The 24,747-nt window shown below is 67.8% G+C and carries 19 protein-coding genes; 14 read left to right on the top strand and 5 right to left on the bottom strand.

Annotation, left to right across the window (positions count from 1 at the left end):
* Nucleotides 1–17 precede the first annotated feature (17 nt).
* Complete coding sequence (gene rarD, locus AC07PF_RS08980; RefSeq protein WP_007853199.1) at nucleotides 18–911, top strand: EamA family transporter RarD; 894 nt, start codon at nucleotides 18–20, stop codon at nucleotides 909–911.
* 241 nt (nucleotides 912–1,152) lie between these two features.
* Complete coding sequence (locus AC07PF_RS08975; RefSeq protein ID WP_494611604.1) at nucleotides 1,153–2,439, top strand: GGDEF domain-containing protein; 1,287 nt, start codon at nucleotides 1,153–1,155, stop codon at nucleotides 2,437–2,439.
* Between the two features lie 4 nt (nucleotides 2,440–2,443).
* On the opposite strand, the gene AC07PF_RS08970 is transcribed toward AC07PF_RS08975, so the two are convergent.
* Complete coding sequence (locus AC07PF_RS08970; RefSeq protein ID WP_007853195.1) at nucleotides 2,444–2,914, bottom strand: YqaA family protein; 471 nt, start codon at nucleotides 2,912–2,914, stop codon at nucleotides 2,444–2,446.
* A 152-nt stretch (nucleotides 2,915–3,066) separates the two neighbouring features.
* Here AC07PF_RS08970 and AC07PF_RS08965 point away from each other — a divergent pair, with 152 nt between their 5' ends.
* The 4 genes from AC07PF_RS08965 to purH all read left to right on the top strand — a co-directional run bounded on the left by AC07PF_RS08965 (nucleotide 3,067) and on the right by purH (nucleotide 6,729).
* Nucleotides 3,067–3,591: a D-Ala-D-Ala dipeptidase gene (locus AC07PF_RS08965; protein WP_494611603.1), complete on the top strand. Its 525-nt coding sequence runs from the start codon at nucleotides 3,067–3,069 to the stop codon at nucleotides 3,589–3,591.
* Between the two features lie 156 nt (nucleotides 3,592–3,747).
* Nucleotides 3,748–4,803 (top strand): tRNA dihydrouridine synthase DusB, encoded by a 1,056-nt coding sequence (gene dusB, locus AC07PF_RS08960; RefSeq protein ID WP_494611602.1) that lies wholly within the window; start codon nucleotides 3,748–3,750, stop codon nucleotides 4,801–4,803.
* Nucleotides 4,800–5,033, top strand: a complete 234-nt coding sequence (locus tag AC07PF_RS08955; RefSeq protein WP_007853190.1) for a Fis family transcriptional regulator — start codon at nucleotides 4,800–4,802, stop codon at nucleotides 5,031–5,033. The genes dusB and AC07PF_RS08955 overlap by 4 nt, the downstream gene beginning before the upstream one ends.
* 94 nt (nucleotides 5,034–5,127) lie before the next feature.
* Nucleotides 5,128–6,729: a bifunctional phosphoribosylaminoimidazolecarboxamide formyltransferase/IMP cyclohydrolase gene (gene purH / locus AC07PF_RS08950; RefSeq protein ID WP_494611601.1), complete on the top strand. Its 1,602-nt coding sequence runs from the start codon at nucleotides 5,128–5,130 to the stop codon at nucleotides 6,727–6,729.
* Nucleotides 6,730–6,982: 253 nt separating this feature from the next.
* On the opposite strand, the gene AC07PF_RS08945 is transcribed toward purH, so the two are convergent.
* Nucleotides 6,983–8,749, bottom strand: coding sequence for an alkaline phosphatase D family protein (locus AC07PF_RS08945; RefSeq protein ID WP_035203019.1), 1,767 nt, complete (start codon nucleotides 8,747–8,749; stop codon nucleotides 6,983–6,985).
* An 83-nt stretch (nucleotides 8,750–8,832) separates the two neighbouring features.
* Nucleotides 8,833–10,035, bottom strand: coding sequence for a 4-hydroxybenzoate 3-monooxygenase (pobA, locus tag AC07PF_RS08940; protein WP_494611600.1), 1,203 nt, complete (start codon nucleotides 10,033–10,035; stop codon nucleotides 8,833–8,835).
* Nucleotides 10,036–10,211: 176 nt separating this feature from the next.
* Between pobA and AC07PF_RS08935 the strand changes: the two genes are divergently transcribed.
* Complete coding sequence (locus AC07PF_RS08935; protein WP_494605660.1) at nucleotides 10,212–10,997, top strand: IclR family transcriptional regulator domain-containing protein; 786 nt, start codon at nucleotides 10,212–10,214, stop codon at nucleotides 10,995–10,997.
* Between the two features lie 4 nt (nucleotides 10,998–11,001).
* Here the strand turns inward: AC07PF_RS08935 and hemL are convergent, their stop codons facing one another.
* Both hemL and thiD read right to left on the bottom strand, forming a co-directional pair.
* Nucleotides 11,002–12,312 carry a glutamate-1-semialdehyde 2,1-aminomutase gene (gene hemL, locus AC07PF_RS08930; RefSeq protein WP_007853171.1) on the bottom strand — a complete coding sequence of 437 codons (1,311 nt, stop codon included), beginning with the start codon at nucleotides 12,310–12,312 and terminating at the stop codon, nucleotides 11,002–11,004.
* Nucleotides 12,296–13,246, bottom strand: coding sequence for a bifunctional hydroxymethylpyrimidine kinase/phosphomethylpyrimidine kinase (gene thiD / locus AC07PF_RS08925; protein WP_007853169.1), 951 nt, complete (start codon nucleotides 13,244–13,246; stop codon nucleotides 12,296–12,298). The genes hemL and thiD overlap by 17 nt, the downstream gene beginning before the upstream one ends.
* Nucleotides 13,247–13,340: 94 nt before the next feature.
* Between thiD and AC07PF_RS08920 the strand changes: the two genes are divergently transcribed.
* From AC07PF_RS08920 to AC07PF_RS08890, 7 genes are all read left to right on the top strand, one after another.
* Entirely contained in the window at nucleotides 13,341–13,514 is a 174-nt protein-coding gene (locus tag AC07PF_RS08920) for a rubredoxin (RefSeq protein ID WP_007853166.1), read from the top strand.
* A 49-nt stretch (nucleotides 13,515–13,563) separates the two neighbouring features.
* Nucleotides 13,564–13,962: a response regulator gene (locus AC07PF_RS08915; RefSeq protein WP_005796099.1), complete on the top strand. Its 399-nt coding sequence runs from the start codon at nucleotides 13,564–13,566 to the stop codon at nucleotides 13,960–13,962.
* Nucleotides 13,962–14,327 carry a response regulator gene (locus AC07PF_RS08910; RefSeq protein ID WP_007853160.1) on the top strand — a complete coding sequence of 122 codons (366 nt, stop codon included), beginning with the start codon at nucleotides 13,962–13,964 and terminating at the stop codon, nucleotides 14,325–14,327. Before AC07PF_RS08915 ends, AC07PF_RS08910 begins: the two co-directional genes overlap by 1 nt.
* Before the next feature lie 15 nt (nucleotides 14,328–14,342).
* Complete coding sequence (locus AC07PF_RS08905) at nucleotides 14,343–14,870, top strand: chemotaxis protein CheW (RefSeq protein ID WP_007853159.1); 528 nt, start codon at nucleotides 14,343–14,345, stop codon at nucleotides 14,868–14,870.
* A gap of 21 nt (nucleotides 14,871–14,891) precedes the next feature.
* On the top strand, nucleotides 14,892–17,177 hold the full coding sequence (locus AC07PF_RS08900) for a methyl-accepting chemotaxis protein (protein WP_145695759.1): 2,286 nt from the start codon (nucleotides 14,892–14,894) through the stop codon (nucleotides 17,175–17,177).
* 51 nt (nucleotides 17,178–17,228) lie between these two features.
* Complete coding sequence (locus AC07PF_RS08895) at nucleotides 17,229–23,474, top strand: hybrid sensor histidine kinase/response regulator (RefSeq protein WP_494611599.1); 6,246 nt, start codon at nucleotides 17,229–17,231, stop codon at nucleotides 23,472–23,474.
* A 96-nt stretch (nucleotides 23,475–23,570) separates the two neighbouring features.
* Complete coding sequence (locus tag AC07PF_RS08890; RefSeq protein ID WP_007853153.1) at nucleotides 23,571–24,728, top strand: PilT/PilU family type 4a pilus ATPase; 1,158 nt, start codon at nucleotides 23,571–23,573, stop codon at nucleotides 24,726–24,728.
* Nucleotides 24,729–24,747 lie beyond the last annotated feature (19 nt).

Here is a 24,747-nt window from a genome sequence, read left to right as displayed (position 1 = left end):
CCGATCTCTCGATCTCCATGAACACCGGAATCCTCTACGCCAGCCTGGCCTATGTCGCCTGGGGCCTCTTGCCTCTGTACTTCCGCCAGGTGGCCGACGTGCCGGCACTCGAAGTGGTGGTGCACCGCACCGCCTGGGCGCTGCTGTTCCTGCTCGCCGTGCTGGGCCTGCGCCGGCAGTGGGCCTGGCTGCCGGCACTGCTGCGCCAGCCCCGGGTGGTGCTGGCCTTCGGTCTGTCGGCGCTGCTGCTCTCGTCCAACTGGCTGACCTATGTGTGGGCGGTGCAGAACCAGCATGTGGTGGACGCCAGCCTGGGCTACTTCATCCTGCCGCTGGTCAACGTGGCCATGGGCTTCTTCTTCCTGCACGAGCGGCCCCGGCGCGGGCAGTGGCTGGCGGTGGCCGTGGCGGCCGCCGGCGTGCTGTGGCTCACCGTGCAGACCGGCCGTCTGCCGTGGATTGCGCTGGTGTTGGCGCTCACTTTTGGTGTCTACGGCCTGCTGCGCAAGCTGGCACCACTGGGTGCGCTCGAAGGCCTGACGCTAGAGACGCTGATGCTCGCGCCTCTGGCCTTCGGCACCATGGCCTGGTGGGGCTGGCAAGGCCAGGGCGTGCTGGTGCAGGGCGATGCTGTGCACATCGGCTGGCTGGCGCTGGCGGGGCCGCTCACGGCCATCCCGCTGCTGCTGTTTGCCGCCGGTGCCCGCCGACTGCCCCTGGCCACGCTGGGCATCCTGCAGTACATCTCGCCGAGCCTGCAGTTCGCCCTGGGGGTCTGGCTGTTCCACGAACCCCTGCAGCCCTCCCGGCTGGCAGGCTTTGTGCTTATCTGGTCGGCATTGGTCGTCTACAGCCTGGAAGGCTGGTGGCAGCTGCGTGCCGGCACGGCCACCGCGGCGCCCGGCCGCTGATCCAAGGCGCAGGGGGCCGGCGCGCGCCGTTGCTACTGGAAAACACGGGGGTGGCCGCGCAGGCCCGTACCTAAAATACCGGGTCCCTTGATCGGGGCCCCAGGACACGGTGCGTGTGCACCCTGCCTGTGCGGTCCGGGCTCCGCGAACCTGCCAGGCTGGTGTTCGCGGGCGCCGGCCCTGGTGGCTGTCCATTGACTGAAAAACGAACTGTTCCCAACAAGTAAGTGCACAGACCACCATGGGCGCCACCTCCCCCCTCACGACGCTCTTTGGGCGCAAGAAGCCGCTGTTTGCCAATACGGACGCGTTTCCCCTGACGGACGCCATTCTGGAGTTCGACGACTCCAGCAACGAGACGGCGGCGCAGCGCCACCTCTCGCGCCGCGAGATGGACCTGGCCGGCCAGCCGCGTGACCGTGCCGCAGCCCGGCGCTGGTGGGTGGCCAGCGGGCTGATCGCGCTGTACTTCCTGGCCCTGCTGGGCTTCCATGCGCTGGGCATGGTGCAGGCGCGCACGGTGTTCGTCGCGCTGGCGCTGGTGGCCGTGTGCGTGCCCGGTTTCGCGCTGGCCTTTGCGCTCGGACTGCACCACCGTGCCAAGGACAAGCAGCTCAAGCTGCCCATCGCCATGGTGGCCTGCGCGGGTCTGCTGCTGATCTGCTACCTCGACCCGATCCTGCAGATCCTGATGGCGCCCTTCGCCTTCATCGTCGTGGCCTATGCCATGTACCGGGTCTCGGGCCGCGCGCTGATGGCGCTGGCCGGCATGCTGATGGGAGGCTACGCCCTGGTGATTGCCGTGCACTATGCCGAGCAGGACAACGCTGCGCTGCTGCGGCTCGAATTGGCGCACTGGCTGGCGCTGGCGCTGGCGCTGCCGGCCTTCATCCTCCTGATCGGCAAGGTGCAGAAGCTGCACCGCGTGCTGCACCGCGCCAGCCGCAAGATCCGCAACATCCAGGAAGACGCCCAGCGCGACACCCTGGTGGGCTGCTTCAACCGGCGCTACACGGTGGCCGCGCTCGAGGAGCAAAAGCAGCTCGCCGACGAGAGCGGCATCCCGCTGTGCCTGGCGGTGATCGATCTTGACCACTTCAAGCGCATCAACGACGAATTGGGCCACCTGGGCGGCGACGAGGTGCTGCGCACCTTCTCGCGCGTGGCGCAGGACAATGTGCGCGCCGGCGACATCTTCGGGCGCTACGGCGGCGAGGAGTTTCTGCTGATCTTCCCGGGCACCTCGCTGCTGCCCGCGCTCAACACCTGCGAGCGCATCCGCGCGCATGTCGAGTCGCACGCCTGGACCGGTGCCCTCAAGAGCCGCGTCTCGGTGTCCATCGGCGTCACGCAGTACATCCTGGGCGAGTCGGTGCTCGAATTCTTCTCGCGCGCCGACACGGCGATGTACATGGCCAAGGAAGGCGGGCGCAACCAGGTGGTGGTGGAGGAGCCGGTCTCCAAGGGCGATTCGTCCATCACGCCGCTGGGCTCCGAAAAGGACTTCCTGGGCACGCCCGCGCCCTGACCGGTCACGTGCCCAGCTGCCCCGGCATGAAGTGCAGCAGCACGGTGGTCATCACCAGGTAGCGCATGAACTTGCCCACCGCCATGTAGGCCAGGCAGGGCCAGAACGGCAGCTTGAGCCAGCCGGCCACGGCGCACAGCGGGTCGCCCACCACGGGCAGCCAGCTGAGCAGGCAGGCGCGCGCGCCGAAGCGTTCCAGCCAGGCCAGCGCGCGCACGTTGGTGGCATGGCCGCGGGCCTTGTCCACGGCCTTGTGGGCCCCCAGGCCCATCCACCAGCTGACCCCGCCGCCCAGGGTGTTGCCCACCGTCGCCACGAGGATGGCGGGCCAGTACATCTCCGGGTTGAGCTTGATGAGGCCGAATACTGCCGGCTCGGAGCCCAGCGGCAGCAGCGTCGCCGAGATGAACGAGACGACGAAGACCGTGCTCAGTCCGAACTGCGGCAGTGCCAGCCATTGCATCAGCTGGTGCATCCATATTTCCATGCACCGGAGTTTAGGCGCGGCCCACGCGCCCGAAACCGGGTGAAGGCTCCGTCCTACACCGGTGCGCGCCATCCGCGCATGGCCCGCGGCAGGGGGTGTTTGTATCGTTCATGGACGCTACCGCTCAAGCAGGAGGCCCCATGCACACCATTCCCCGCACCCCCACCGCAGCCCGCCGCAGCCCCTGGCTGTCGCTGGCCGCGGCTGCGTTGCTGGCCGCATGCGTGCAAAGCCCCCAGGCCGCCGTGCCCCAACCATCGGGTGCCACCAGCGTGGTGCATGAACGCGGCTGCGGCACCACCGGCCAGCCCGCCGCCCTGCGCTCTGTGGAGGATGGCCTCAAGGCCCAGGGCATGGCGCTCAAGGCGCGCTGCCATGCCCAGACCGGCGCCTGGGTGGTGCAGGTGGTCGTGGTCGACGGCCTGCGTGCCAGCAAGGTCGTGCGTGGCCCCCTGGCCGATGGCGCCGAGGTGGACATGGGCACGCCGTCCGGCGTGGTGGCTGCAGCCACCCAGAATTTCTCGCCGGACGTGCACCACAACCGCCAGTGGCTGCGCACCCTGATGGCGCGCCACCAGTTCGACAACCTGCCCGACGCCTGGTGGCACTATGCCCAGCGCGGCGTGCCCGCACAGGCCGGCGATACCGACCTCGCCGCCCGCTGACCGGGCACCCCTCCGGGGGCGGCGGCAGGGCTTTGCTGCAGTGCAGCATAAGTCACCGATAAAAGTCGCGCAGATTTCATTTGCTGAAATTTTAAGCAGGTACAATCCTGCCTCCTTTTTCGGCATTCGCGGCATTCGCGCACCCCCATCCCTTCCATGCACATTGGCCACATTCCTTTGGCGAACCAGCTGTTCGTCGCCCCGATGGCGGGCGTCACGGACCGGCCCTTCCGCCAGCTGTGCAAGGCGCTGGGGGCGGGCTACGCCGTGAGCGAAATGGTGACCTCGCGCAAGGACCTGTGGAACAGCCTCAAGACCTCGCGCCGGGCCAACCACGAAGGGGAGCCTGGGCCCATTGCCGTGCAGATCGCCGGCACCGAGGCGCAGATGATGGCCGAGGCCGCGGTCTACAACGTGGAGCGCGGCGCGCAGATCATCGACATCAACATGGGCTGCCCGGCCAAGAAGGTGTGCAACAAGTGGGCCGGTTCTGCCCTGATGCAGGACGAGGCCCTGGCCGTGTCCATCGCGCAGGCGGTGGTCGAGGCCTGTGCGCCGCACCGGGTGCCCGTCACGCTCAAGATGCGCACCGGCTGGTGCCAGGAGCACAAGAACGCCGTTGCGCTGGCGCGCCAGTTCGAGTCCGTGGGCATCCAGATGCTCACGGTGCACGGGCGCACGCGCGAGCAGGGCTACAAGGGCCATGCCGAGTACGACACCATCGCCGCCGTGAAGGCCGCGGTGCGCGTGCCGGTGGTGGCCAACGGCGACATCACCTCGCCCGAGAAGGCGCGCGAGGTGCTGGCCGCCACCGGGGCCGACGCGATCATGATCGGTCGCGCGGCCCAGGGACGGCCGTGGATCTTCCGCGAGATCGGGCATTTCCTGGCCACAGGCGAACACCTGGCGCCACCGTTGGTGGCCGAGGTGCGACGCCTGCTGCTGGAGCATCTGCACGACCACTACCGCCTGTATGGCGAGCTGACCGGGGTGCGCAGTGCGCGCAAGCACATTGCCTGGTACCTGCGTTCCATGCCGGGCGGCGAAGCCTTTCGACAACACATCAACACCATAGAGGACTGCGCGGCCCAGTGGCAGGCGGTGGCGGACTATCTGGATGCGCTGGCGCAGCAGATGGACCGCTTTCCCGCCGCCAGCACACTGGCCGCCGACGCAGACCCCAGCGAAGAACAAGAGGGATTGGCTGCATGAGCAAGAAACATATTGAAGAATGCGTGCGTGAGAGCTTGCAGGGCTACTTTCGCGACCTGGGCGGCGAGACGCCCGATGGCATGTACGACATGCTGGTGCGTGTGGTGGAGCGCCCGCTGCTGGAGGTCGTGATGCAGCAGGCCGAGAACAACCAGTCGCGCGCCGCCGAATGGCTGGGCCTGAACCGCAACACGCTGCGCAAGAAGCTGGTCGAACACAAACTGCTCTGATCCTCGGCACCGGTGCTTGCCGGAGCCCTTTGCCACCGGTGCAGTTGCCGGCAACTGCACACCACCCGATTCCAAACTCCCTTACCGACCCGCCATGAACGCACTTCTTTCCGTCTCCGACAAAACCGGCATCGTTGAATTCGCCCAGGCGCTGCATGCGCTGGGCATCAGGCTGCTGTCCACCGGAGGCACGGCCAAGCTGCTCGCCGACAAGGGCCTGCCCGTGACCGAGGTGGCCGAGGTCACCCAGTTCCCCGAAATGCTCGACGGCCGCGTGAAGACCCTGCACCCCAAGGTGCACGGCGGCCTGCTGGCGCGCCGCGAACTGCCCGAGCACATGGCAGCGCTCAAGGAGCACGGCATCGACACCATCGACCTGCTGGTGGTCAACCTCTACCCCTTCGAGTCCACCGTGGCCAAGGCCGGCTGCACGCTGGCCGATGCCATCGAGAACATCGACATCGGCGGCCCCGCCATGGTGCGCAGCGCCGCCAAGAACTGGAAGGACGTGGGCGTGCTGACCGACGCCTCGCAGTACCCCGCCGTGCTGGCCGAGCTCAAGGCCGCGGGCAAGCTCTCCGACAAGCTGCGCTTCGCGTTGTCGGTGGCCGCCTTCAACCGCATCGCCCAGTACGACGGCGCGATCAGCGACTACCTCTCCTCCGTCACCTTCGAGGAAGAGAAGCTCTCGGAAACCTACGTGCCCACCCGTGCCCAGTTCGCGGGCCAGAGCAACGGCATCTTCACCAAGGTGCAGGACCTGCGCTACGGCGAAAACGCGCACCAGCAGGCCGCGCTGTACCGCGACCTGCACCCCGCGCCCGGCTCGCTGGTTACCGGCGTGCAACTGCAGGGCAAGGAACTGTCGTACAACAACATCGCCGACGCCGATGCCGCGTGGGAATGCGTCAAGAGCTTCGAGATCCCGGCCTGCGTCATCGTCAAGCATGCCAACCCCTGCGGCGTGGCCGTGGGCCTGGACGCGCTGGACAGCTACAGCAAGGCCTTCCAGACCGACCCCACCAGCGCCTTCGGCGGCATCATCGCCTTCAACCGCCCGGTGGACGGCAAGGCCGCGCAGCAGATCTCCAAGCAGTTCGTTGAGGTGCTGATGGCGCCCGACTTCACGGCCGAGGCGCTCGAGGTCTTCAAGGCCAAGGCCAATGTGCGCCTGCTCAAGATCGCGCTGCCCGCGCATGGCGGCACCACCGACTGGCAGCGTGGCCGCAATGCCATGGACGCCAAGCGCATCGGCTCGGGCCTGCTGCTGCAGACCGCCGACAACCATGAGCTGTCGCTGATCGACCTCAAGGTTGTGACCCAGAAGCAACCCACGCTCGAAGAGATGGAAGACCTGCTGTTCGCCTGGAAGGTGGCCAAGTACGTCAAGAGCAACGCCATCGTCTTCTGCAAGGGTGGCATGACCATGGGCGTGGGTGCCGGCCAGATGAGCCGCCTCGATTCGGCGCGCATCGCCAGCATCAAGGCCGGCCACGCCAACCTGAGCCTGCAGGGCACCGTGGTGGCCAGCGACGCTTTCTTCCCCTTCCGCGACGGCCTGGATGTCGTGGTCGATGCCGGCGCCACCTGCGTGATCCAGCCCGGCGGCTCCATGCGCGACAACGAAGTCATCGATGCCGCGAACGAGCGCGGCGTGTCCATGGTGTTCAGCGGCGTGCGCCACTTCCGGCATTGAGCCGGTGGCGATGCCAGCGGCATCGCCCTCTCACCACGAGGAAAGGCGGCCAGGCCGCCTTTCCTATTTGGGCCCCCGCTGCGCGCCACCCGCAGCGCACGAGCTGGGCGCGACCTAGACCAGCGCCCCCGTGCAAGGGCCGCCAAGCCGCGTAGGCGGCGCTTCGCTTGAGTGCACTGGGGGCGCCCCCCTCCCGAATCACGTAGCGAGTCGAGAGAGGGGTGAAGACGCGAAGCGGCTCAGGGGGTGTTTATCAAGCCTGCACGATGCGTCCGCGGCCGGCGGCGCCGGCCAATACCTTGAGCGACTTGCCGGTGCTGGCGGTGTAGCCACGGCTGGTGATGGTGTTCACGTAGACCCAGTCGGCGCGGCATTCGGTGGCCGTGGCGGTGAGTAGCATGTAGCCGCGGCGCGAGGTGTCGCAGTACTTGAGCGGCTGGATCAGCTGCTGCAGAGCGCCGGCCAGCACGGCCGGGTTTTCCTTGGGCAGGTACTCCTCGAAGCCCGGCGAGGTGACGGACGAGGTGGCGAACTCCACGCCCACGGCGTTGCCGCCCATGTCGGCCAGCTCGTTGGCCCAGGCGTTGTGCGTGTCGCCCGAGAGCACCACCAGGTTCTTGTTCAGGCCGCGTGCCATGCCCAGCACGGTCTCGCGTGCGGCCTGGTAGCCGTCCCAGGCATCGAGGTTGTAGGGGATCGACGGCTGGGCCAGCACACCCTTTTCGGTGGCGGTCAGCGTGGCAGGGGCCGTCTGCGCCTTGGCGACGATCGCTGCGTACTGGGACACGCTCACGCCGGCCCCGGGCTGCATGGTGTCGATGAGGATGGGTGCGGGGATGTTCATGCGGCCCATCAGCACCTGCTGGCCCAGCACCTGCCAGGTGGCGCTCGATGCAGCCATCTGTTGCTGCAGCCACTGGGTCTGCGTGGCGCCCATGAGCTGGCGCGTGGGGGAGCCCACGGCGGCCGTGAAGCCGGCGGCATCGAAGCCGCTGGCCGTGAAGAAGCGGGTGTAGTCGGCCTGTTCGTCGCGCCCGATCACGCGCGTATCGAGCATGTGCAGCGCCACCAGGTCGCCAAACGCGAAGCTGCGGTAGATCAGCTCGGGCTGCGCGTTGCGCGTGGGCATCCACTCGTGGTAGGCCTGCATCGCCGCCGCCTTGCGCGCCGCGAAGCTACCTTCGGTGGCGCTCTGGTGGTTCTCGGCCCCGTTGGCCCAGGTGTCGTTGGTGATCTCGTGGTCGTCCCACACGGCGATCATGGGGGCCGCCGCGTGCAGGGCCTGCAGGTCGGGGTCGGTCTTGTACTGGGCGTGGCGCGTGCGGTAGTCGGCCAGCGACAGGATCTCGCCCGCGGGCTGTGCCAGGCGGCCCAGGGCCCCGGCGTTGGCGGAGGCATAGCCGCCACGGGCGTATTCATACAGGTAGTCGCCCAGGTGCACCGTGGCATCCAGGTCGTTGCGGCGGGCCGCGTCGGCGTAGACGTTGAAGTAGCCCGTCGGGTAGTTGGCGCACGAGAACACCGCCAGCCGCACCTGCGCCACGCCGCCCGCGGGCAGGGTGCGCGTGCGCGCCGCCGGCGAGGTGCTGGCGTAGGCCGTGAAGCGGTAGTGGTAGGTGGTGGCGGGCTTGAGGCCTGTGGCATCGACCTTGACGGTGAAGTCGCGGGCGGCCGTGGCCGATGCCGTGCCCTGGGCCACCAGGTTGGCAAAGGCGGCATCGCTGGCCACCTCCCAGCGCACGGGGATGTCCTCACCGTGGTTGGCCGGTGGGGTGACGCGCGTCCACAGCATGACGCGGTCGCCCAGGGGGTCGCCGCTGGCCACGCCGTGGTCGAAGCGCACCTCGGGCGGGCTGTCGCTGCCGCCGCAGGCAGCCAGCGGCAGGGTGCCCAGCGCCGCGGCGCCCAGGGCCAGCTGGCGCACGAAGTTGCGCCGGCTGCTCTGCGCGTCCTCTTCGGGCGTGCCGGCCTGCAGCAGGTTGGTCAGCGGGCGTCGGGGATCGTGGGGAGGGTGGCTCATGGTGGGGCGGTCCATTGGTGTCCGTTGGTATCCGCCAAGGCTCGCATGGCGGTGTGACGGACCGATGAACGGCCACCCCGCCGTCAGCGCCCGTGTGGCGTGGCGGCCCCGAAGTCCATGGGCAAGCCCACGTAGTTCTCGGCCAGCGCAGTCGATGCGGCGCGCGAATGGATCAGGTAATCGAGCTCGGCCTCCTGCATCTTCTGGCCGAACTCGCCGGTGTCCGGGAAACGGTGCATCAGAGAGGTGAACCACCACGAGAAGCGCTCGGCGCGCCAGACGCGGCGCAGGCAGCGGTCGGAGTAGGTGTCGATGCCGGCGCTCGACCGGTCGCCGTAGTAGTCGGCGAAGGCATTCCACAGGTAGCCCACGTCGCTGGCCGCCAGGTTCAGGCCCTTGGCGCCTGTGGGCGGCACGATGTGGGCTGCGTCGCCCGCGAGGAACAGGCGGCCGAAGCGCATGGGCTCGGCGACGAAGCTGCGCAGCGGGGCGATGCTCATTTCCAGCGCCGGACCGGTCACCAGGTTGTCGCGCGCCTCGGGGTCCAGCCGGTTGCCCAGTTCGGCCCAGAACTGGTCGATGCTCCAGTTCTCGACCTTGTCAGTGTCGGGCACCTGCAGATAGTAGCGGCTGCGCGTGGTGCTGCGCATGCTGCACAGCGCAAAGCCGCGCTCGGTGTTGGCATAGATCAGCTCGTGCGAGACGGGCGGCACGTCGGCCAGCACGCCTAGCCAGCCGAAGGGGTAGACACGCTCGTAGGTCTTGAGCGCATCGGCCGGCACGCTGGCGCGGCACACGCCGTGGTAGCCGTCGCAGCCGGCGATGAAGTCGCAGCTGATCTCGTGCGTCTGGCCATCCTTCTCGTAGGTCACGCGCGGCTTGCCTCCGTCGAAGTCGTGCACGCTCACGTTGCCGGCCTGGTACACGGTGGTGAGGCCCGCGGCGGCGCGCGCATCCATCAGGTCGTGCGTGACCTCGGTCTGGCCGTACACCGTGACGCGGCTGCCGCCGGACAGCGCATGCAGGTCGATGCGGTGGCGCTGGCCCTTGAACAGGAGCTCGATGCCGTCGTGCGGCAGGCCCTGGGCATGGGCGCGGGCGCTCACGCCGGCTTTCTCCAGCAGGTCCATGGTGACCTGCTCGAGCACGCCGGCGCGGATGCGGCCGAGCACGTAGTCGGCGCTGCGCTGCTCGATGATGACGGCGTCGATGCCGGATGTGTGCAGCAACTGGCCGAGCAGCAGGCCGGCCGGGCCGGCGCCGATGATGGCAACCTGGGTACGCATGGGGGAACCTCGCAAAGCTGGGGAAAGTGAAGGCCCCGAGCACCGGCTCGAAGGCATGACCCAAGCGTAGGTTGATGCAGGTCAACGCGGGGTGCCGCCCGGCCGGTTGCGTGCGATGTGTGGATGCTTTGTGCGATCATCGCGCAATCCTTGCCGAGCCGACCGCTTTACCGACCATGACCCCCAGCGCCACCCCCATCGCCAAGGCCGACCTCATCGAGGGCATGGCCAAGGGCATGGCCGTGCTGGAGAGCTTCGACACCGAGCGCCAGCGCCTCAACGCCACACTGGCAGCGCAGCGCACGGGGCTCACGCGGGCGGCGGCGCGCCGGCATTTGCTCACACTGGCGCACCTGGGTTACCTGGAGAGCGATGGCAGCTACTTCTGGCTGGCGCCCAAGGTGCTGCGCTTTTCGGGCAGCTACCTGGCCTCGGCCCGGCTGCCGCGCGTGCTGCAGCCCACGCTCAACCGCCTGGCCGCGCAGACCCAGCAGTCCTTCTCTGCGGTGGTGCTCGATGGCAGCGAGGTGGTGATCGTGGCGCGCAGCGGCGTCTACGGGGCTCCGTCCCGGGTGCTGGCCTATGGCCTGCACCTGGGTGCGCGGCTGCCGGCGCACCCCACGTCCACCGGGCGGGTGCTGCTGGCGGCGCTGGCGGCACCTGAACTCACGGTCTGGCTCAAGGGCGCCACGCTGCAGCGGCTCACACCCCACACCCTGACCCAGGTCGGCCCGCTGCGCCAGGCCATCGCCCGCGCCCGCCGCGACGACTGGTGCCTGGCGGTGGAAGAGCACGAACTGGGCGTGCACGCCCTGGCCGTGCCCCTGCGCAACCTGCAGGGGCAGACCGTGGCGGCGCTCAATGTGGTGGCCTCGCCCAAGCAGCTGGACGAGGGCAGCCTGCAGCGCGAGATGTTGCCGTTGTTGCAGGAGGCAGCCCGCGAGCTGCGCGGCCTGCTGTAGGCGCTTACTTCGCCAATGTCTTGAACACTTCGCGCGCGGCCGCCACCGTGGCGGCGATGTCCTCTTCGCTGTGGGCCGAGCTCACGAAGCCGGCCTCGTACAGCGCCGGCGCTATATAGATACCGCGGTCCAGCAGCCCATGGAACAGCTGGTTGAAGCGGGCGCTGTCGGTGGTCAGCACCTCGGGGTAGCTCTGGGGCAGCGTGGGCAAGAGGAAGAAGCCGAACATGCCGCCCTCGCTGTCGGCGCAAAAGGGCACGCCCTCGGCCGCGGCGGCGGCCTTGAGGCCATCCACCAAGGACTGCGTGCGGGCCGACAGGGCGTCGAAGAAGCCGGGCTTGGTGATCTCGCGCAGCGTGGCCAAGCCGCAGGCCGTGGCCACCGGGTTGCCCGACAGCGTGCCCGCCTGGTACACCGCGCCGATGGGCGCCAGATGCTCCATGATGGCGCGCGGCCCGCCAAAGGCCGCCAGCGGCATGCCGCCGCCGATCACCTTGCCCAGCACGGTGAGGTCGGGCTTGAAGCCGGGGATGCTCTTCGCGTACACCCCCTGGGCGCTGGTCAGGCCCACGCGGAAACCGGTCATCACCTCGTCGAGCACCAGCAGCGCACCGTATTCGGTGCACAGCTCGCGGCAGCGCTGCATGAAGGGCACGCTCGCGCGCACGAAGTTCATGTTGCCCGCGATCGGCTCGATCATCAGGCAGGCCAGTTCCTTGCCGTGCAGCGCGAAGGCCTCTTCGAGCTGGGCGATGTCGTTGTATTCGAGCACCAGGGTGTGCTGTACCACCTCGGGCGGCACGCCCGCGCTGGTGGCATTGCCGAAGGTGGCCAGGCCCGAGCCGGCCTTGACCAGCAGCGCATCGGCATGGCCGTGGTAGCAGCCGTTGAACTTGATGATCTTGCTGCGGCCCGTGGCGCCGCGCGCCAGGCGGATGGCGCTCATGCCGGCCTCGGTGCCCGAGCTGACCAGGCGGATCATCTCCATCGAGGGCACCAGGCCGATGATCTCCTCGGCCAGCTCCACCTCGCGCTCGGTTGGCGCGCCGAAGCTGAAGCCTTCCAGGGCCGCCTTCTGCACCGCCTCGAGCACGGCGGGGTGGCCGTGTCCGAGGATCATCGGGCCCCAGGAACCGATGTAGTCGATGAAGCGCTGGTCGTTGGCGTCCCAGAAATAGGCGCCCTGGGCGCGCTTGACGAAGCGCGGCGTGCCGCCCACGGCCTTGAAGGCCCGCACGGGCGAGTTCACGCCGCCGGGGATGAGCGCCTTGGCGCGTTCGAACAGGGGGATGTTGAGGTCAGTGCTTTGTGTCATGGGGGGGCATCACGAAACCTTCGAGGGCGTTGGTCTCGTCCAGGGTCTGTTCTTCGTCTTCTCCGTCCTCGTCCTCGGGCTGGGCCCAGAACATGCGGTCGGGCACGATGTGGCCCATGCCGGGGCGAAAGCCGGCGTCCAGGCAGCGGTCCAGGTAGCCCAGCGCCTCGCTGGTGGCCTCGCCCAGGTCGTTGCCGCTGGCCACCAGGGCCGTGAGCGCCGCCGACAGCGTGTCGCCCGCGCCCGAGAAGGTGGCGTCGAAGAGCTCGAACTTGCCGCTGCCCAGCACCGTCTGCGGCGAGGCCAGCACGTTCTCCACGAACTGCTCGGGCAGGGGGATGCCGGTGACCAGGGTGTAGGGCACGCCCATCTCCGAGGCGGCCCGGGCGATGTCGCGCGCGGTCGGGCTGCGGTCGCTTTTCCAGTCCGGCAGCAGCCAGCGCCACAGCGTGCTGTGGTTTCCAACCAACACTGAAGTCTGCGGTAACAACAACTCGCGGAAGGCGTCCAGGTACTCGTCGATCTGCTCATCCGTCCACCAGGACAGGTTGGGCATGTACGCTATCACCGGCACCTCGTCATAGTCCGTGGTTATTTCGGCGATGGCGCTGATGTTCTCGGGGCTGCCCACGAAACCCACCTTGATGGCCTGCACCGGCATGTCCTCGAGCACCGCCCGGGCCTGCTCTGAGACGGCCTCGTCATCGAAGCTGAAATGGTCGAATATCTGCGCCGTATCACGTGCGTAGGCGCCTGTGACCACCGCGATGGGGTGGCCGCCGACGGATGCGATGGTGGTGATGTCGGCCGTCAGGCCGCCGGCGCCGCTGGGGTCGCTGGCGTTGAAAACCAGCACGCAGGCCGGGCTGGCTTCTTCGCCGGATGCGTCGTCGGCGTCACCGATGTCGGAGGGGGGGAGTGCAGATGAGGTCATGGGCCAGTGGCAGCATAGGGGGTGGCAAGGAAGCCGCAGCCCGGGGAGATGACTAGATACAATCGTTGCATTCTATGTGAAGGCCCTTTAAGCTGTGACCGACTCTAAAACGTGGATGTGTTTGATTTGCGGGTGGATTTATGACGAGGCAGAGGGTGCGCCCGAGCACGGCATCGCCCCCAACACTCCCTGGGACCAGGTGCCCATGAATTGGACCTGTCCGGAATGTGGCGCCCGCAAGGAAGATTTCGAGATGGTTCAGATTTGATGCGCGGCTCCTGCCGCGCTGTTTATTTTTCCATCGGGAGCATTAGCAATTGACTACAACAGGCGCATCTTTCAAAGTGCTCGTGGTGGATGACAGCAATACCATCCGCCGAAGCGCCGAGATTTTTCTCAAGCAGGGGGGGCACGAAGTCTTGTTGGCAGACGACGGCTTTGATGCTTTGGCGAAAGTGAACGATTACCAGCCTCAGCTGATTTTCTGTGACATTCTCATGCCCAAGCTCGACGGGTACCAGACCTGCGCGATCATCAAGCGCAACGCCCGTTTCGCAGATACACCGGTGGTGATGCTGTCCTCCAAGGACGGCGTATTCGACAAGGCGCGCGGGCGCATGGTCGGCTGCCAGGAATATCTCACCAAACCGTTTACCAAAGACCAGTTGCTGCAGGCTGTGCAGCAATTCGGCAATTCCCAACAAGGAGCGATGTAATGCCCATCCAGAAAGTTCTGGTCGTCGACGATTCGAAGACCGAGTTGATGTTTCTGACGGACCTGCTGCAGAAAAAAGGCATGCAGGTGCGCACGGCCGAGAACGCCGAAGAAGCCTTCCGCCGCCTAGCCGAAGACAAGCCCGACCTGATCCTCATGGACGTGGTGATGCCTGGCCAGAACGGCTTCCAGCTCACGCGTGCCATCACCCGTGATCCGCTGTACGCCGACGTGCCCATCATCATGTGCACCAGCAAGAACCAGGAGACCGACCGGGTCTGGGGTATGCGCCAGGGTGCGCGCGGCTACATCACCAAGCCGGTGGATCCCGCCGAGCTGCAGGCCAAGATTGACGCGCTGAACTGAGGCAGCGGCGCGTTCATGGCCAACCGCGAAGCCCTCCGCGAGCTACAAGTCCGACTGGCCAGCCGCCTCCAGGCCGCCAGATCGGAAGGCTTGTCCGTATCGTCCTGGCTGGCTGTCGAGACAGCAGGACAGTACTACCTTCTGCCTCTCGCCCAATCGGGCGAGATTTTCCCCTGGGTCACCGTCCAGCCCGTGCCGTACACGCAAAGCTGGTTCCTCGGTGTCGCCAACCTGCGTGGCGGACTGGTCGGCGTGGCCGACCTCGCCGGCATGCTGGGCACCACGGTCACGCGCACCGAGCAAGCCCTGTCCGAGTCCAGCCTGCTGGCCTTCAACGCCGCGCTCGAAGTGAACGCCGCGCTGCTGGTGGACAAGCTGGCCGGCCTGCGTGGTACGGAGTCCTTCGTGTCGTCCGAACCCCCTGCGCCGGAATCTCCCGCATTCTTCGGCACCACCTACATCGATGCAGGTGGTGCGCGCTGGCAGGAGCTCAATCTGCAAATCCTGTCCCAACATCCCGCTTTCCTGAGCATCAGTGCTTGAGTTTTTCTGTAAGGCTGCACCATGTCCGTCGTCAATCAATTTGGAAAACTGTTCAACCGGAAGCCCGGTGCGCCGGACGCCGCAGCGGGCAACGCTGCGGCCGATGACGGCCAGGACGCACTGGGGACCGGTTCGCTCGAGGCAGCCGCGCTGCGCGAGTACCAGAGCGACGCGATGAACAGCGTGCAGGGCGATCCCGGTGGCTATGCCCCCGAGCTCTCCGAACCCGATAGCGACGACGACCTGATCTCCCTGCCGGTGCTGGGTACCTCCACCGCCGCCGGCCACCAGCGCCGCCTGCTGGCCCTGCTGGCCGTTGGTGTGGTGGTGCTGGGCGGCATTGCCTACTGGGTGCTGGTGCAGGCGGACCGCTCCGCACAGCAGCTGGCGTCTACCGGCCAGTCCCTGATGCAGTCGCAGCGCCTGGCCAAGTCGGTGTCGCAGGCCCTGGTGGGTAGCCCCCAGGCCTTCCCCGACGTGGTGGAAAGCTCTGGCGTGCTGGCGCGCAACGTGCGCGCCCTGACCGCTGGTGACGCCGAGCTGGGCGTGCAATCGCTGGGCGAGCCCTACAAGCCCGACCTGGACGCCGTGACGCCGCTGATGGAGCGCGCCGAGCGCAACGCCGGCGTGGTGATGGGCCAGCAAAAGATCCTGACCCAGGTGGGCGACGCTCTGCGCACCATCAACCGCCAGTCGTCCGACCTGCTCGAAATCGCCGAAACGGTGTCCTCGCTCAAGCTGCAGCAGAACGCTCCCGCCGCCGAGATCTCGGCTGCCGGCCAGCTCGTGATGCTGACGCAGCGCATCGGCAAGTCCGCCAACGAATTCCAGACCATGGAAGGCGTGAGCCCCGAGGCCGTGTTCCTGCTGGGCAAGGACTTGAACTCGTTCAAGGAAATCGCCCAGGGCCTGCTCGATGGCAGCCCCGAACTGCGCCTTGGCGCCACCAAGGACGCACAGACCCGTGAGCAACTCGACGGCCTCGTGAAGCTGTACGAACAGACCCGCACGCAGGCCAGCGCCATCCTGGGCAACCTGCAAGGCCTGGTGTCCGCCCGTGAAGCACAGTCCGCCATCATTGCCGACAGCGAACCGCTGCGCCGCCAGCTCGAAGGCCTGCAGAGCAAGCTGTCCGCACAGACCGGCCTGGGTGCCGGCCAGATCGCGGCCCTGGGCCTTGCCGGCCTGTTCGTGCTGCTGTGCGGTATCGGCATTTCGCGCGTCCAGCTGCTGGACAGCCGTGGCCGCCAGACCGCTGCCGAATCGCAACAGAAGGACGCCAAGCGCCAGGAACAGGAAGCCAAGCGCGTCAACGACGCCAACCAGGCCGCCATTTTGCGTTTGATGAACGAACTGCAGTCGGTCGCTGAAGGCGATCTGACCCAGGAAGCCACCGTGACCGAGGACATCACCGGCGCCATCGCCGACTCGGTGAACTACACGGTGGAAGAACTGCGCCAGCTGGTGGGCAGCGTGCAGAACACGGCGACCCGCGTGGCCCAGACGACGGCGCAGGTGGACTCCACCTCGACCGAACTGCTGGCCGCTTCGACCGAACAGCTGCGCGAAATTCGCGAAACCGGCCGCTCGGTGCTCGACATGGCGAGCCGAATCAACGAAGTGTCCACGCAAGCGCAAGAGTCGGCCACTGTGGCCCGCCAATCGCTGCAAGCGGCCGACTCCGGTCTGCAGGCCGTGCAGAACGCCATCGGCGGTATGAACTCCATCCGCGACCAGATCCAGGACACCTCCAAGCGCATCAAGCGCCTGGGCGAATCCTCGCAGGAGATCGGTGAAATCACCGAGCTGATTTCCGACATTACCGAACAGACGAACGTGCTGGCCCTGAACGCCGCCATCCAGGCCGCGTCCGCTGGTGAAGCCGGCCGCGGCTTCTCGGTGGTGGCCGAAGAAGTGCAGCGCCTTGCTGAACGTTCTGCAGACGCCACGCGCCAGATCTCGGCGCTCGTGAAAGCCATTCAGACCGACACCCAGGATGCCGTGGCCGCTATGGAGCGCTCCACGCAGGGTGTGGTGGAAGGGGCCCGCCTGTCCGACAGCGCAGGTACCGCACTGACCGAGATTGACCGCGTGTCGCGTCGCCTTGCCGACCTGATTGAGCAGATTTCGTCTTCGACCTCGCGTGAAGCCGTCCTGGCCAACGAAGTGGCCGACAACATCCAGCACATTTTCGCCGTGACGGAACAGACCGGAGAAGGTACCCGCACGACGGCCCAGCAGGTGCGCGAACTGTCGCACATGGCCGAAGAATTGCGCCAGTCTGTCGCCCGTTTCAAGATCGCCTGAGGCGATCCGTAGTCATCAACCAGCTGGCTCATTGCAGCCGGGGACGAACCCATGCCATCTATTGATGTCAAAAATGCACCGGCCGCAGACTGGACCCAGGGAGATCAGGACCTGGGTCCTTTGGCTTGGGTGCTCGACGAACTGCGCAAATCTCTGGGCGGTGCCGTCAAGTCCATGCGCCGCTTCGTGCGCGACGTGGAAACCGCCAACGAATCCGATCTGGCTGCGCTCGACGCCGGTGCCCTGCGCATCGCACGCCAGCAGCTGCACCAGGCCAGCGGTGCGCTCGAAATGGTGGGCATGGGCCCGCCAGCGCTCGTGCTGCGCGCCATGGAGGCCGCAGTACAGCGCTTCGTGCAGCGCCCCGAGCTGTGCACCGACGAGGCCACGAACACCATCGAGAAGGCCAGCTTCGGCCTGATCGAGTTCCTGGAAAGCGTGCTGGCCGGCAAGTCTGTCTCGGCCGTGGCCCTGTTCCCCCAATACCGCGATGCCCAGGCCCTGGCCGGCGCCGAGCGCGTGCACCCGGCCGACCTGTGGCCCGTGGAGCGGCGCTTCCGTGAGCCCGAGGTCACCATCCCCGCGGAACCCCTGCCGTACGGACCCCAGGCGCGCGGCCAGCTGGACGCGGCCGTGCTGCGCATCGTCAAGTCGGGCGACCTCAAGGCCGCCCGCGCCATGTACGAAACCTGCCTGGGCTTCGTGTCTGCCCAGCAGGACCGCCAGTCGCGTGCGTTCTGGAAGATCTGCGCCGCCTTCTTCGAGGCCTTTGCCGGCGGCCTGCTGCCGCCCGACGTGTACGTGAAGCGCGTGGCCTCGCGCGTGCTCATGCAGTACGCCACCCTGGCCAAGGGCGATCAGACCATCGCCGACCGCCTGGTGCAGGACCTGCTGTTCTTCTGCTCGCAGACCACCGTGCCAGAGGGCGCGGCAGCCAAGTTCCCCGCGCTGATGACGGTGCGCCATGCCTTCAGCCTGGACCGCTTCAAGCCCGTGGACTACGACACCGCGCGCTTCGGCCGGTTCGACCCTGCCGTGCTGGCCCAGGCCCGAAAGCGCATTGCCGCCGCCACCGAAACCTGGTCGGCCCTGGCCGGCGGTGACCGCAACAAGATCAAGCCCGCCGCCGACCAGTTCAGCCTGGTCTGCGACTCTCTGCGCAAGCTCAGCCCGGGCAGCGAGCAACTGGCCACGGCACTCACGCAGGTGATGGACGCCACCACCAAGTCCGGTGAACCGCCATCGGCCGCGCTGGCCATGGAAGTGGCCACCTCGGTGCTGTACCTGCAGGCCGCGTTCGAGGAACTCGACGCCGCCGAAGACCAGATGGCCGAGCGCGCCGCCCGCCTGTCCGAGCGGCTGGCCGCCGTGGGCGCCGGTGCCGAGCCCGAGCCTCTGGAAGCCTGGATGGAAGAGCTGTACCGCCGTGTCAGCGACAACCAGACCATGGGCAGCGTGGTGGACGAACTGCGCGCCACCCTGGCCGAGGCCGAAAAGTCGCTGGACCTGTTCTTCCGCGACCCCAAGGACACCGCGGTGCTGGCCCCCGTGCCGGGCCACATGGCGCAGATGCGCGGCGTGCTGTCGGTGCTGGGTCTGGACCAGGCTTCGCTGGCCGTGGTGCGCATGCGCGACACCGTCGACCGCCTGCTGATCAACGACATCCCCGAGGAAGAGCGCCAGCCCGCCTTCGAAAAGCTGGGCAGCAGCATGGGGGCCCTGGGCTTCCTGATCGACATGCTGAGCTACCAGCGTGCCATGGCACGCAAGCTCTTTGTCTACGACGAGGAGCAGGGCGAGCTGCGCATCCTCACCGGCCGCACCCGTTCGCGCGCCACCGACAACACCCAGGAAGTCACGCCCGCCAAGCTCGAAGAGCGCGCCGCGATTCCGCTGCCCGACGTAGTGCCGCGCTTCCCGGTCGAAGAACCCGAAAGCGCGCCCACCGACTTCTCGCCCCTTCCCGGCGAATTCGCGGAGCCGGCCCCCGCGCCCGCGCCCATCGAGCAACTGGCCCCCGACATCGGCTTTGGCCACCTGGGCGCTGCCCCCGTGGCGCCCCCGGCCGCACCGGTTCCCGCCGTGTCGGGACCGGTGGTGCGTCCCCCCGTCGCGGTCGAGGACGAACTGCTCGAGATCTTCCTCGAGGAAGCGCGCGAAGTCGTCGCCACCGGCCTGACCGCCATCGCCACCCTGCGCAACGAGCCGGGCGAGCTGAGCGAGCAGACCACGCTGCGCCGTGCCTTCCACACCCTGAAGGGCAGCTCGCGCATGGTCGGCCTCAACGACTTCGGCGAAGCCGCCTGGTCGATGGAGCAGGTGCTCAATGCCTGGCTGGCCGAGCAAAAGCCCATGAAGGGGCCGCTGCTGCAGCTGTCCACCGACACCCTGCATGCCTTTGGCGACTGGGCGGACAGCCTGGCCTCGGGCAGCCCCACGCACTGGCAACCCGAGGCCTTCCGCAAGGCCGCGGAAGCCATGCGCCAGGATGGCACCCTGCTGTCCCTGACCTCGACCGCCGCCGAGCCGGCTGCTGCGCCCGCTCCTGAGCCCGCCGCCGAGGTGCCGCAGCTGATCGACGTGCCCGCCGAACTGCCCGAGGCCGTGCCCCAGGCGGTGGAAGACTTCGCGCCCGTGCCCGAGCTGATCGATGTGCCGGCCCTCTCCGAGCCTGTGCCCGAGGCCGTGGAACTGCCGCTGGAGGAAGAGGAAATCGTCCACGCCGACTTCGTCTCCACCGAAGTCCCCGAGGACGCCCTGGAGCCCGAGATCATTGCAGTCGAGGCCCCCAAGGAAGTGCCCGACACCAGCTCCACGGTTACCGAAGAGATCGACTTCGCGGTGTTTGCCGAGGCGGTCGCCCAGGTGCCCGACACCCCTGAAACGCAGCCTGCCATCGAGCTCCCCGTGGTGGACGAGCCGGTCGCGGCAGCGCCTGCCGGGGTCGACTTCGACCTGCCGATGCTCGACACCTTCGAGATCGCGGCAGAACCCGCGCCGGCACCCGTGCCCGAGCCCGTGGTGGCGGCCGCGTCCGATGTGCCGTTTGAATTCCAGCTCGACGACCAACTGCTCGACGCCGGCGCCCCGGCCCCCGCACAGCCCGAGCCCGAAGCCCTGCTGGCCGTGGTTCCCGAGCCTGTTGCGCCCGCCGAAGAGCTGCCGCAGTCCCTGCCCGAAGTGCTGCCCGAGGTGTTGCCCGACGTCACAGCCAGCCCTGTGGCGCCAGCGGTCGCCCCGGCGCCCGCTCCCGTGGCCGAAGAGGCCTCCTTCGACGAAGCGGTCAAGGTCATCGAGACGCTGCGCATCGGCATCCCGCTGTACAACGTCTACCTCAACGAAGCCGACGAATGGTCGCGCCGCCTGGCCACCTGCCTGCAGGAATGGTCGCTGGAACTGCACGAGCCCCTGCCGGACACGGCCGTGGCGCTGGCGCATTCGCTGGCGGGCAGTTCCGCCACCGTGGGCTTCACCGCACTGTCCGATCTGTCCCGCGTGCTCGAGCATGCGCTGCAGCATGTGCAGCTGCAGACGCGCGGCACCAAGGAGCAGGCCCAGGTCTTCCTGGACTCGGCCGAAGACATCCGCCGCCTGCTGCACCAGTTCGCTGCCGGCTTCCTCAAGGAGCCGAGCCAGGAGGTGTTGGCCGCGCTGCGCCTGATCCTCGAGACCGAAGTCGACAACACACTCTCCCCCGAGGAAGAGGATGCCGAGGTGGGCATCGAGGCCGTGGCCGAGCCCGAACCAGAGCCCCAACCCGAGCCGGAGCCCGAGCCTGTCGTGGCGCCGGTGGTAGTGCCCACGGGCCATGTGGCGCCCGCGCTGTCGCCCGTGGTGCACGACGACCACGGCTACGAGCATGAGCAGGAGGTGGACGACGCCATCGCCCGCGCCGTGGAGCTCTCGTCCGACATCGACGACGACATCGACGCCATCGACGTGATCGACCCCGACCTCTTCCCGATCTTCGAGGAAGAGGCCCAGGAACTGCTGCCCCAGCTCGGCGGCGCCCTGCGCCAGTGGGCCTCGCGCCCCGACAACCTGGGTGCCCGCAGCGAAGTGCTGCGCGCCCTGCACACGCTCAAGGGCAGCTCGCGCCTGGCTGGCGCCATGCGCCTGGGTGAAATGGCCCACCGCCTGGAATCCGCCATCGAGCAGCTCGATGTGGAAACCGTCACCAGCGCCGAGATCGAGCCGCTGCAGGCCAACTTCGACGGCCTGCAGGCCAATTTCGCCGCCCTGAGCGCCATCGGCACCCAGGGTCCGGCCGATGCCGTTGTCGCGCTGCCCGTGCCAGCCCGTGCCGAAGCCCCTGTGGCCGAGGCACCCGCTGCTGCTGCTGTCGCCCCGGTGGAGCGGCCAGCCGCCCTCGCGGCCCCGGCCGTTCGCCTGCCCGCAGCCTCGCAACTGGCCCCGCTGCGCGTGGCGGCCAACCAGTCGGTGCGTGTGCGTGCCCAGCTGCTCGACCGCCTGGTCAACCAGGCCGGCGAGGTCATGATCAGCCGCTCGCGCCTGGACGTGCGCCTGTCGCAGTTCCGCTCCTCGCTGACCGACCTGTCGGGCAACCTGGACCGCCTGCGCCTGCAACTGCGCGACATCGAAGTGCAGGCCGAATCGCAGATGCAGTCGCGCCTGGCCCTGTCCAAGGACTCGGCGGCTGGCTTCGATCCGCTGGAGTTCGACCGCTTCACCCGCGTGCAGGAACTCACGCGCATGATGGCCGAGTCGGTCAACGACGTGGCCACCGTGCAGCGCAACCTGCAGCGCACCATGGAAGGCGCCGAAGACGACCTGATCGCCCAGGGCCGCCAGGCACGCGAACTGCAGCGCGACCTGCTGCGCACCCGCATGGTGGAGTTCGAAGGCATTGCCGAGCGCCTGTACGCCGTGGTGCGCCAGGCCTCCAAGGAAACCGGCAAGCAGATCAAGCTCGATATCACCGGCGGCTCCATTGAAATGGACCGCGGCGTGCTGGACCGCATGACGCCCGCCTTCGAGCACTTGCTGCGCAATTGCGTGGCCCACGGCATCGAGAACCCCGAGGCCCGCGTGGCCGCCGGCAAGCCGGCATCGGGCACCATCACCGTGGACCTGCACCACGAAGGCAACGACGTGTCGGTCGAGTTCCGCGACGACGGTGCCGGCCTGAACCTGCCGCGCATCCGCGAGAAAGCCATCGCTCAAGGCCTGATCGAGCCTGGCCTGGAGCTCAGCGATGGCGACGCCGCCAACCTGATCTTCACGCCCGGCTTCAGTACCGCCAGCGAAGTCACCGGCCTGGCTGGCCGCGGTATCGGCATGGACGTGGTGCGCTCGGAAATCAACGCCCTGGGTGGCCGCATCGAGACCACCACCGAAACCGGCAAGGGTGCCGCCTTCCGCATGGTGCTGCCGCTGACCACGGCCGTGACGCAGGTGGTGATGCTGCGTGCCGGCGACCTGTCCATCGGCGTGCCCGCCAACCTGGTGGAAATCGTGCGCCGCACCTCGGTGGCCGACCTGCAGGAAGCCTACAAGGCCGGCCACTTCGACGACGGCCTGGAGCAATTGCCCTTCTTCTGGGCCGGTGCGTTGCTGCAGTCGTCTGCCCGCAGCCATGAATCGGTCGGCAAGACGCGCCCCGTGGTGGTCTTCCGAAGCGCCTCGCAGCGCATCGCCATGCACGTGGACGAAGTGCTGGGCAACCAGGAAGTGGTGGTGAAGAACCTCGGGCCGCAGCTGTCGCGCCTGCCCGGCCTGGCCGGCATGTCCGTGCTGGCCTCGGGTGCCGTGGTGCTGATCTACAACCCGGTGGCCCTGTCCACGGTGTACGGCGACCAGGTGCGTAGCGCCAGCGCCGAGCTGCCGATGGTCAACGACCGGGTGGATGCCAAGGGCGCGGGCGTGGCGCCGCTGCCCTCGGGCGTCAGCCAGGTGCCGCTGATCCTGGTGGTGGACGATTCCATCACCGTGCGCCGCGTCACGCAGCGCCTGCTGCAGCGTGAAGGCTACCGCGTGGCCTTGGCGGCAGACGGCTTGCAGGCGCTGGAGCGCCTTCAAGATGAACGCCCCACGGTGGTGTTGTCGGACATCGAAATGCCGCGCATGGACGGCTTCGACCTGGCGCGCAACATCCGCGCCGACGGCGCGCTGCGCGACCTGCCCATCATCATGATCACCTCGCGGATCGCCGAGAAGCACCGCGAGCACGCCATGGAGCTCGGGGTGAACCACTACCTGGGCAAACCTTACTCGGACGAAGAGCTGCTCAGCCTGATCCAGCACTACGCCCGCATCGCCGCTGCCGCAGAGGCCTGACAAACCCCCGACGCCTGCATCCCTCACCGGTGCAGGCGTTGGCGTTTGTGGGGATCTGCGGCTTTTTCGTGTCTGTCTGCCTGACCTGAGGTACCGATGGAGTCGACTTCACCTGCCGGCGACAGCCGGCTGCTGGCCTGTCTGGCCCTTGTGGCGCGCGAAGGCGCGTCCGACCTGTTCCTGCTTGCGGGCGCCTCGCCCACGGTCAAGCGCCAGGGCCTGTACGTGCCCATCTCGCGCCAGGTCATGGGCGCCGACGACATCCGCATGATGGCCTACTCGGTGATGCGCAAGGCGCAGCGCGAGGAGTTCGAGGCCACCATGGAGTGCGACCTCTCGTACACCACGCCCGATGGCGAGCGCTTTCGTTTCAACATCCACATGCAGCGCGGGCAGGTCGGCATCGTGGTGCGGCACGTGGTGTCCAACATTCCGCAACTCGACCAGTTGGGCCTGCCGCCGGTGCTCAAGCAGCTGGCGTTCCTCAACGGTGGGCTGATCCTCACCGTGGGCGCCGCCGGCTCCGGCAAGACCACCACGCTCGCGGCCATGCTGGACCACCGCAACGAGCACGCCAACGGGCACATCCTCACCATCGAGGACCCGATCGAGTACCTGCACAACCACAAGAAATCCCTGGTGACCCAGCGCGAGGTGGGCCTCGATACCCTGTCCTACGATGAGGCCCTGCGCCGCGCCATGCGCGAGGCGCCCAGCGTGATCCTGATCGGCGAGATCCGCGACCGCGCCACCATGCAACATGCGCTGCACTACGCGCAGTCGGGCCACCTGTGCGTGTCCACCCTGCACGCGCACAACGCCAGCCAGTCGGTGCAGCGCATCCTCAACTTCTTTCCCGAGACGGCCCACCAGCAGCTGCTGATGGACCTGTCGCTGAGCTTGAAGGCCGTGATCGCCCAGCGCCTGATCAAGAGCGTCAAGGGCACCCTGGTGCCTGCCACCGAGGTCATGCTGCTCACCCCCTTTGTCGCCGACCTGATCCAGAAGGGCCAGGTCGACGAACTCAAGACCGCCATCATCCGCGGCACCGAGCAGGGCATGGGCAGCTTCGACCAGTCGCTGCTGGCCCTGGTGGAGGCCGGCGCCATCACCCCCGCCGAGGCCGTGGCCAATGCCGACAACCGCACCGACGTCACCTTGCGCCTGCGCCTGGCGTCCGGCAACGGGCTGGCCATCGACGATGGCGGCATGCAGATGGCCGAGAAGCCGCGCGACCCCATTTCGCGGTTCTGACCCTGCCCAGCGGGGCCAG

It is taken from the genome of Acidovorax sp. GW821-FHT10A04 (assembly GCF_059415825.1).
Note: the sequence above shows the minus strand (reverse complement) of the source record. Positions and strands in the feature narration are given on the sequence as shown.

What these genes read in the sequence shown, in the direction of transcription:
- AC07PF_RS08975 (WP_494611604.1), top strand. Translation starts at nt 1,153, where the DNA reads ATGGGCGCCACCTCCCCCCTCACGACGCTCTTTGGGCGCAAGAAGCCG.
- hemL (WP_007853171.1), bottom strand. Translation starts at nt 12,312, where the DNA reads ATGACACAAAGCACTGACCTCAACATCCCCCTGTTCGAACGCGCCAAG.
- thiD (WP_007853169.1), bottom strand. Translation starts at nt 13,246, where the DNA reads ATGACCTCATCTGCACTCCCCCCCTCCGACATCGGTGACGCCGACGAC.
- AC07PF_RS08900 (WP_145695759.1), top strand. Translation starts at nt 14,892, where the DNA reads ATGTCCGTCGTCAATCAATTTGGAAAACTGTTCAACCGGAAGCCCGGT.
- AC07PF_RS08945 (WP_035203019.1), bottom strand. Translation starts at nt 8,749, where the DNA reads ATGAGCCACCCTCCCCACGATCCCCGACGCCCGCTGACCAACCTGCTG.
- AC07PF_RS08955 (WP_007853190.1), top strand. Translation starts at nt 4,800, where the DNA reads ATGAGCAAGAAACATATTGAAGAATGCGTGCGTGAGAGCTTGCAGGGC.
- AC07PF_RS08935 (WP_494605660.1), top strand. Translation starts at nt 10,212, where the DNA reads ATGACCCCCAGCGCCACCCCCATCGCCAAGGCCGACCTCATCGAGGGC.
- AC07PF_RS08970 (WP_007853195.1), bottom strand. Translation starts at nt 2,914, where the DNA reads ATGCACCAGCTGATGCAATGGCTGGCACTGCCGCAGTTCGGACTGAGC.
- pobA (WP_494611600.1), bottom strand. Translation starts at nt 10,035, where the DNA reads ATGCGTACCCAGGTTGCCATCATCGGCGCCGGCCCGGCCGGCCTGCTG.
- AC07PF_RS08895 (WP_494611599.1), top strand. Translation starts at nt 17,229, where the DNA reads ATGCCATCTATTGATGTCAAAAATGCACCGGCCGCAGACTGGACCCAG.
- rarD (WP_007853199.1), top strand. Translation starts at nt 18, where the DNA reads ATGAACACCGGAATCCTCTACGCCAGCCTGGCCTATGTCGCCTGGGGC.
- AC07PF_RS08905 (WP_007853159.1), top strand. Translation starts at nt 14,343, where the DNA reads ATGGCCAACCGCGAAGCCCTCCGCGAGCTACAAGTCCGACTGGCCAGC.
- AC07PF_RS08910 (WP_007853160.1), top strand. Translation starts at nt 13,962, where the DNA reads ATGCCCATCCAGAAAGTTCTGGTCGTCGACGATTCGAAGACCGAGTTG.
- dusB (WP_494611602.1), top strand. Translation starts at nt 3,748, where the DNA reads ATGCACATTGGCCACATTCCTTTGGCGAACCAGCTGTTCGTCGCCCCG.
- purH (WP_494611601.1), top strand. Translation starts at nt 5,128, where the DNA reads ATGAACGCACTTCTTTCCGTCTCCGACAAAACCGGCATCGTTGAATTC.
- AC07PF_RS08965 (WP_494611603.1), top strand. Translation starts at nt 3,067, where the DNA reads ATGCACACCATTCCCCGCACCCCCACCGCAGCCCGCCGCAGCCCCTGG.
- AC07PF_RS08890 (WP_007853153.1), top strand. Translation starts at nt 23,571, where the DNA reads ATGGAGTCGACTTCACCTGCCGGCGACAGCCGGCTGCTGGCCTGTCTG.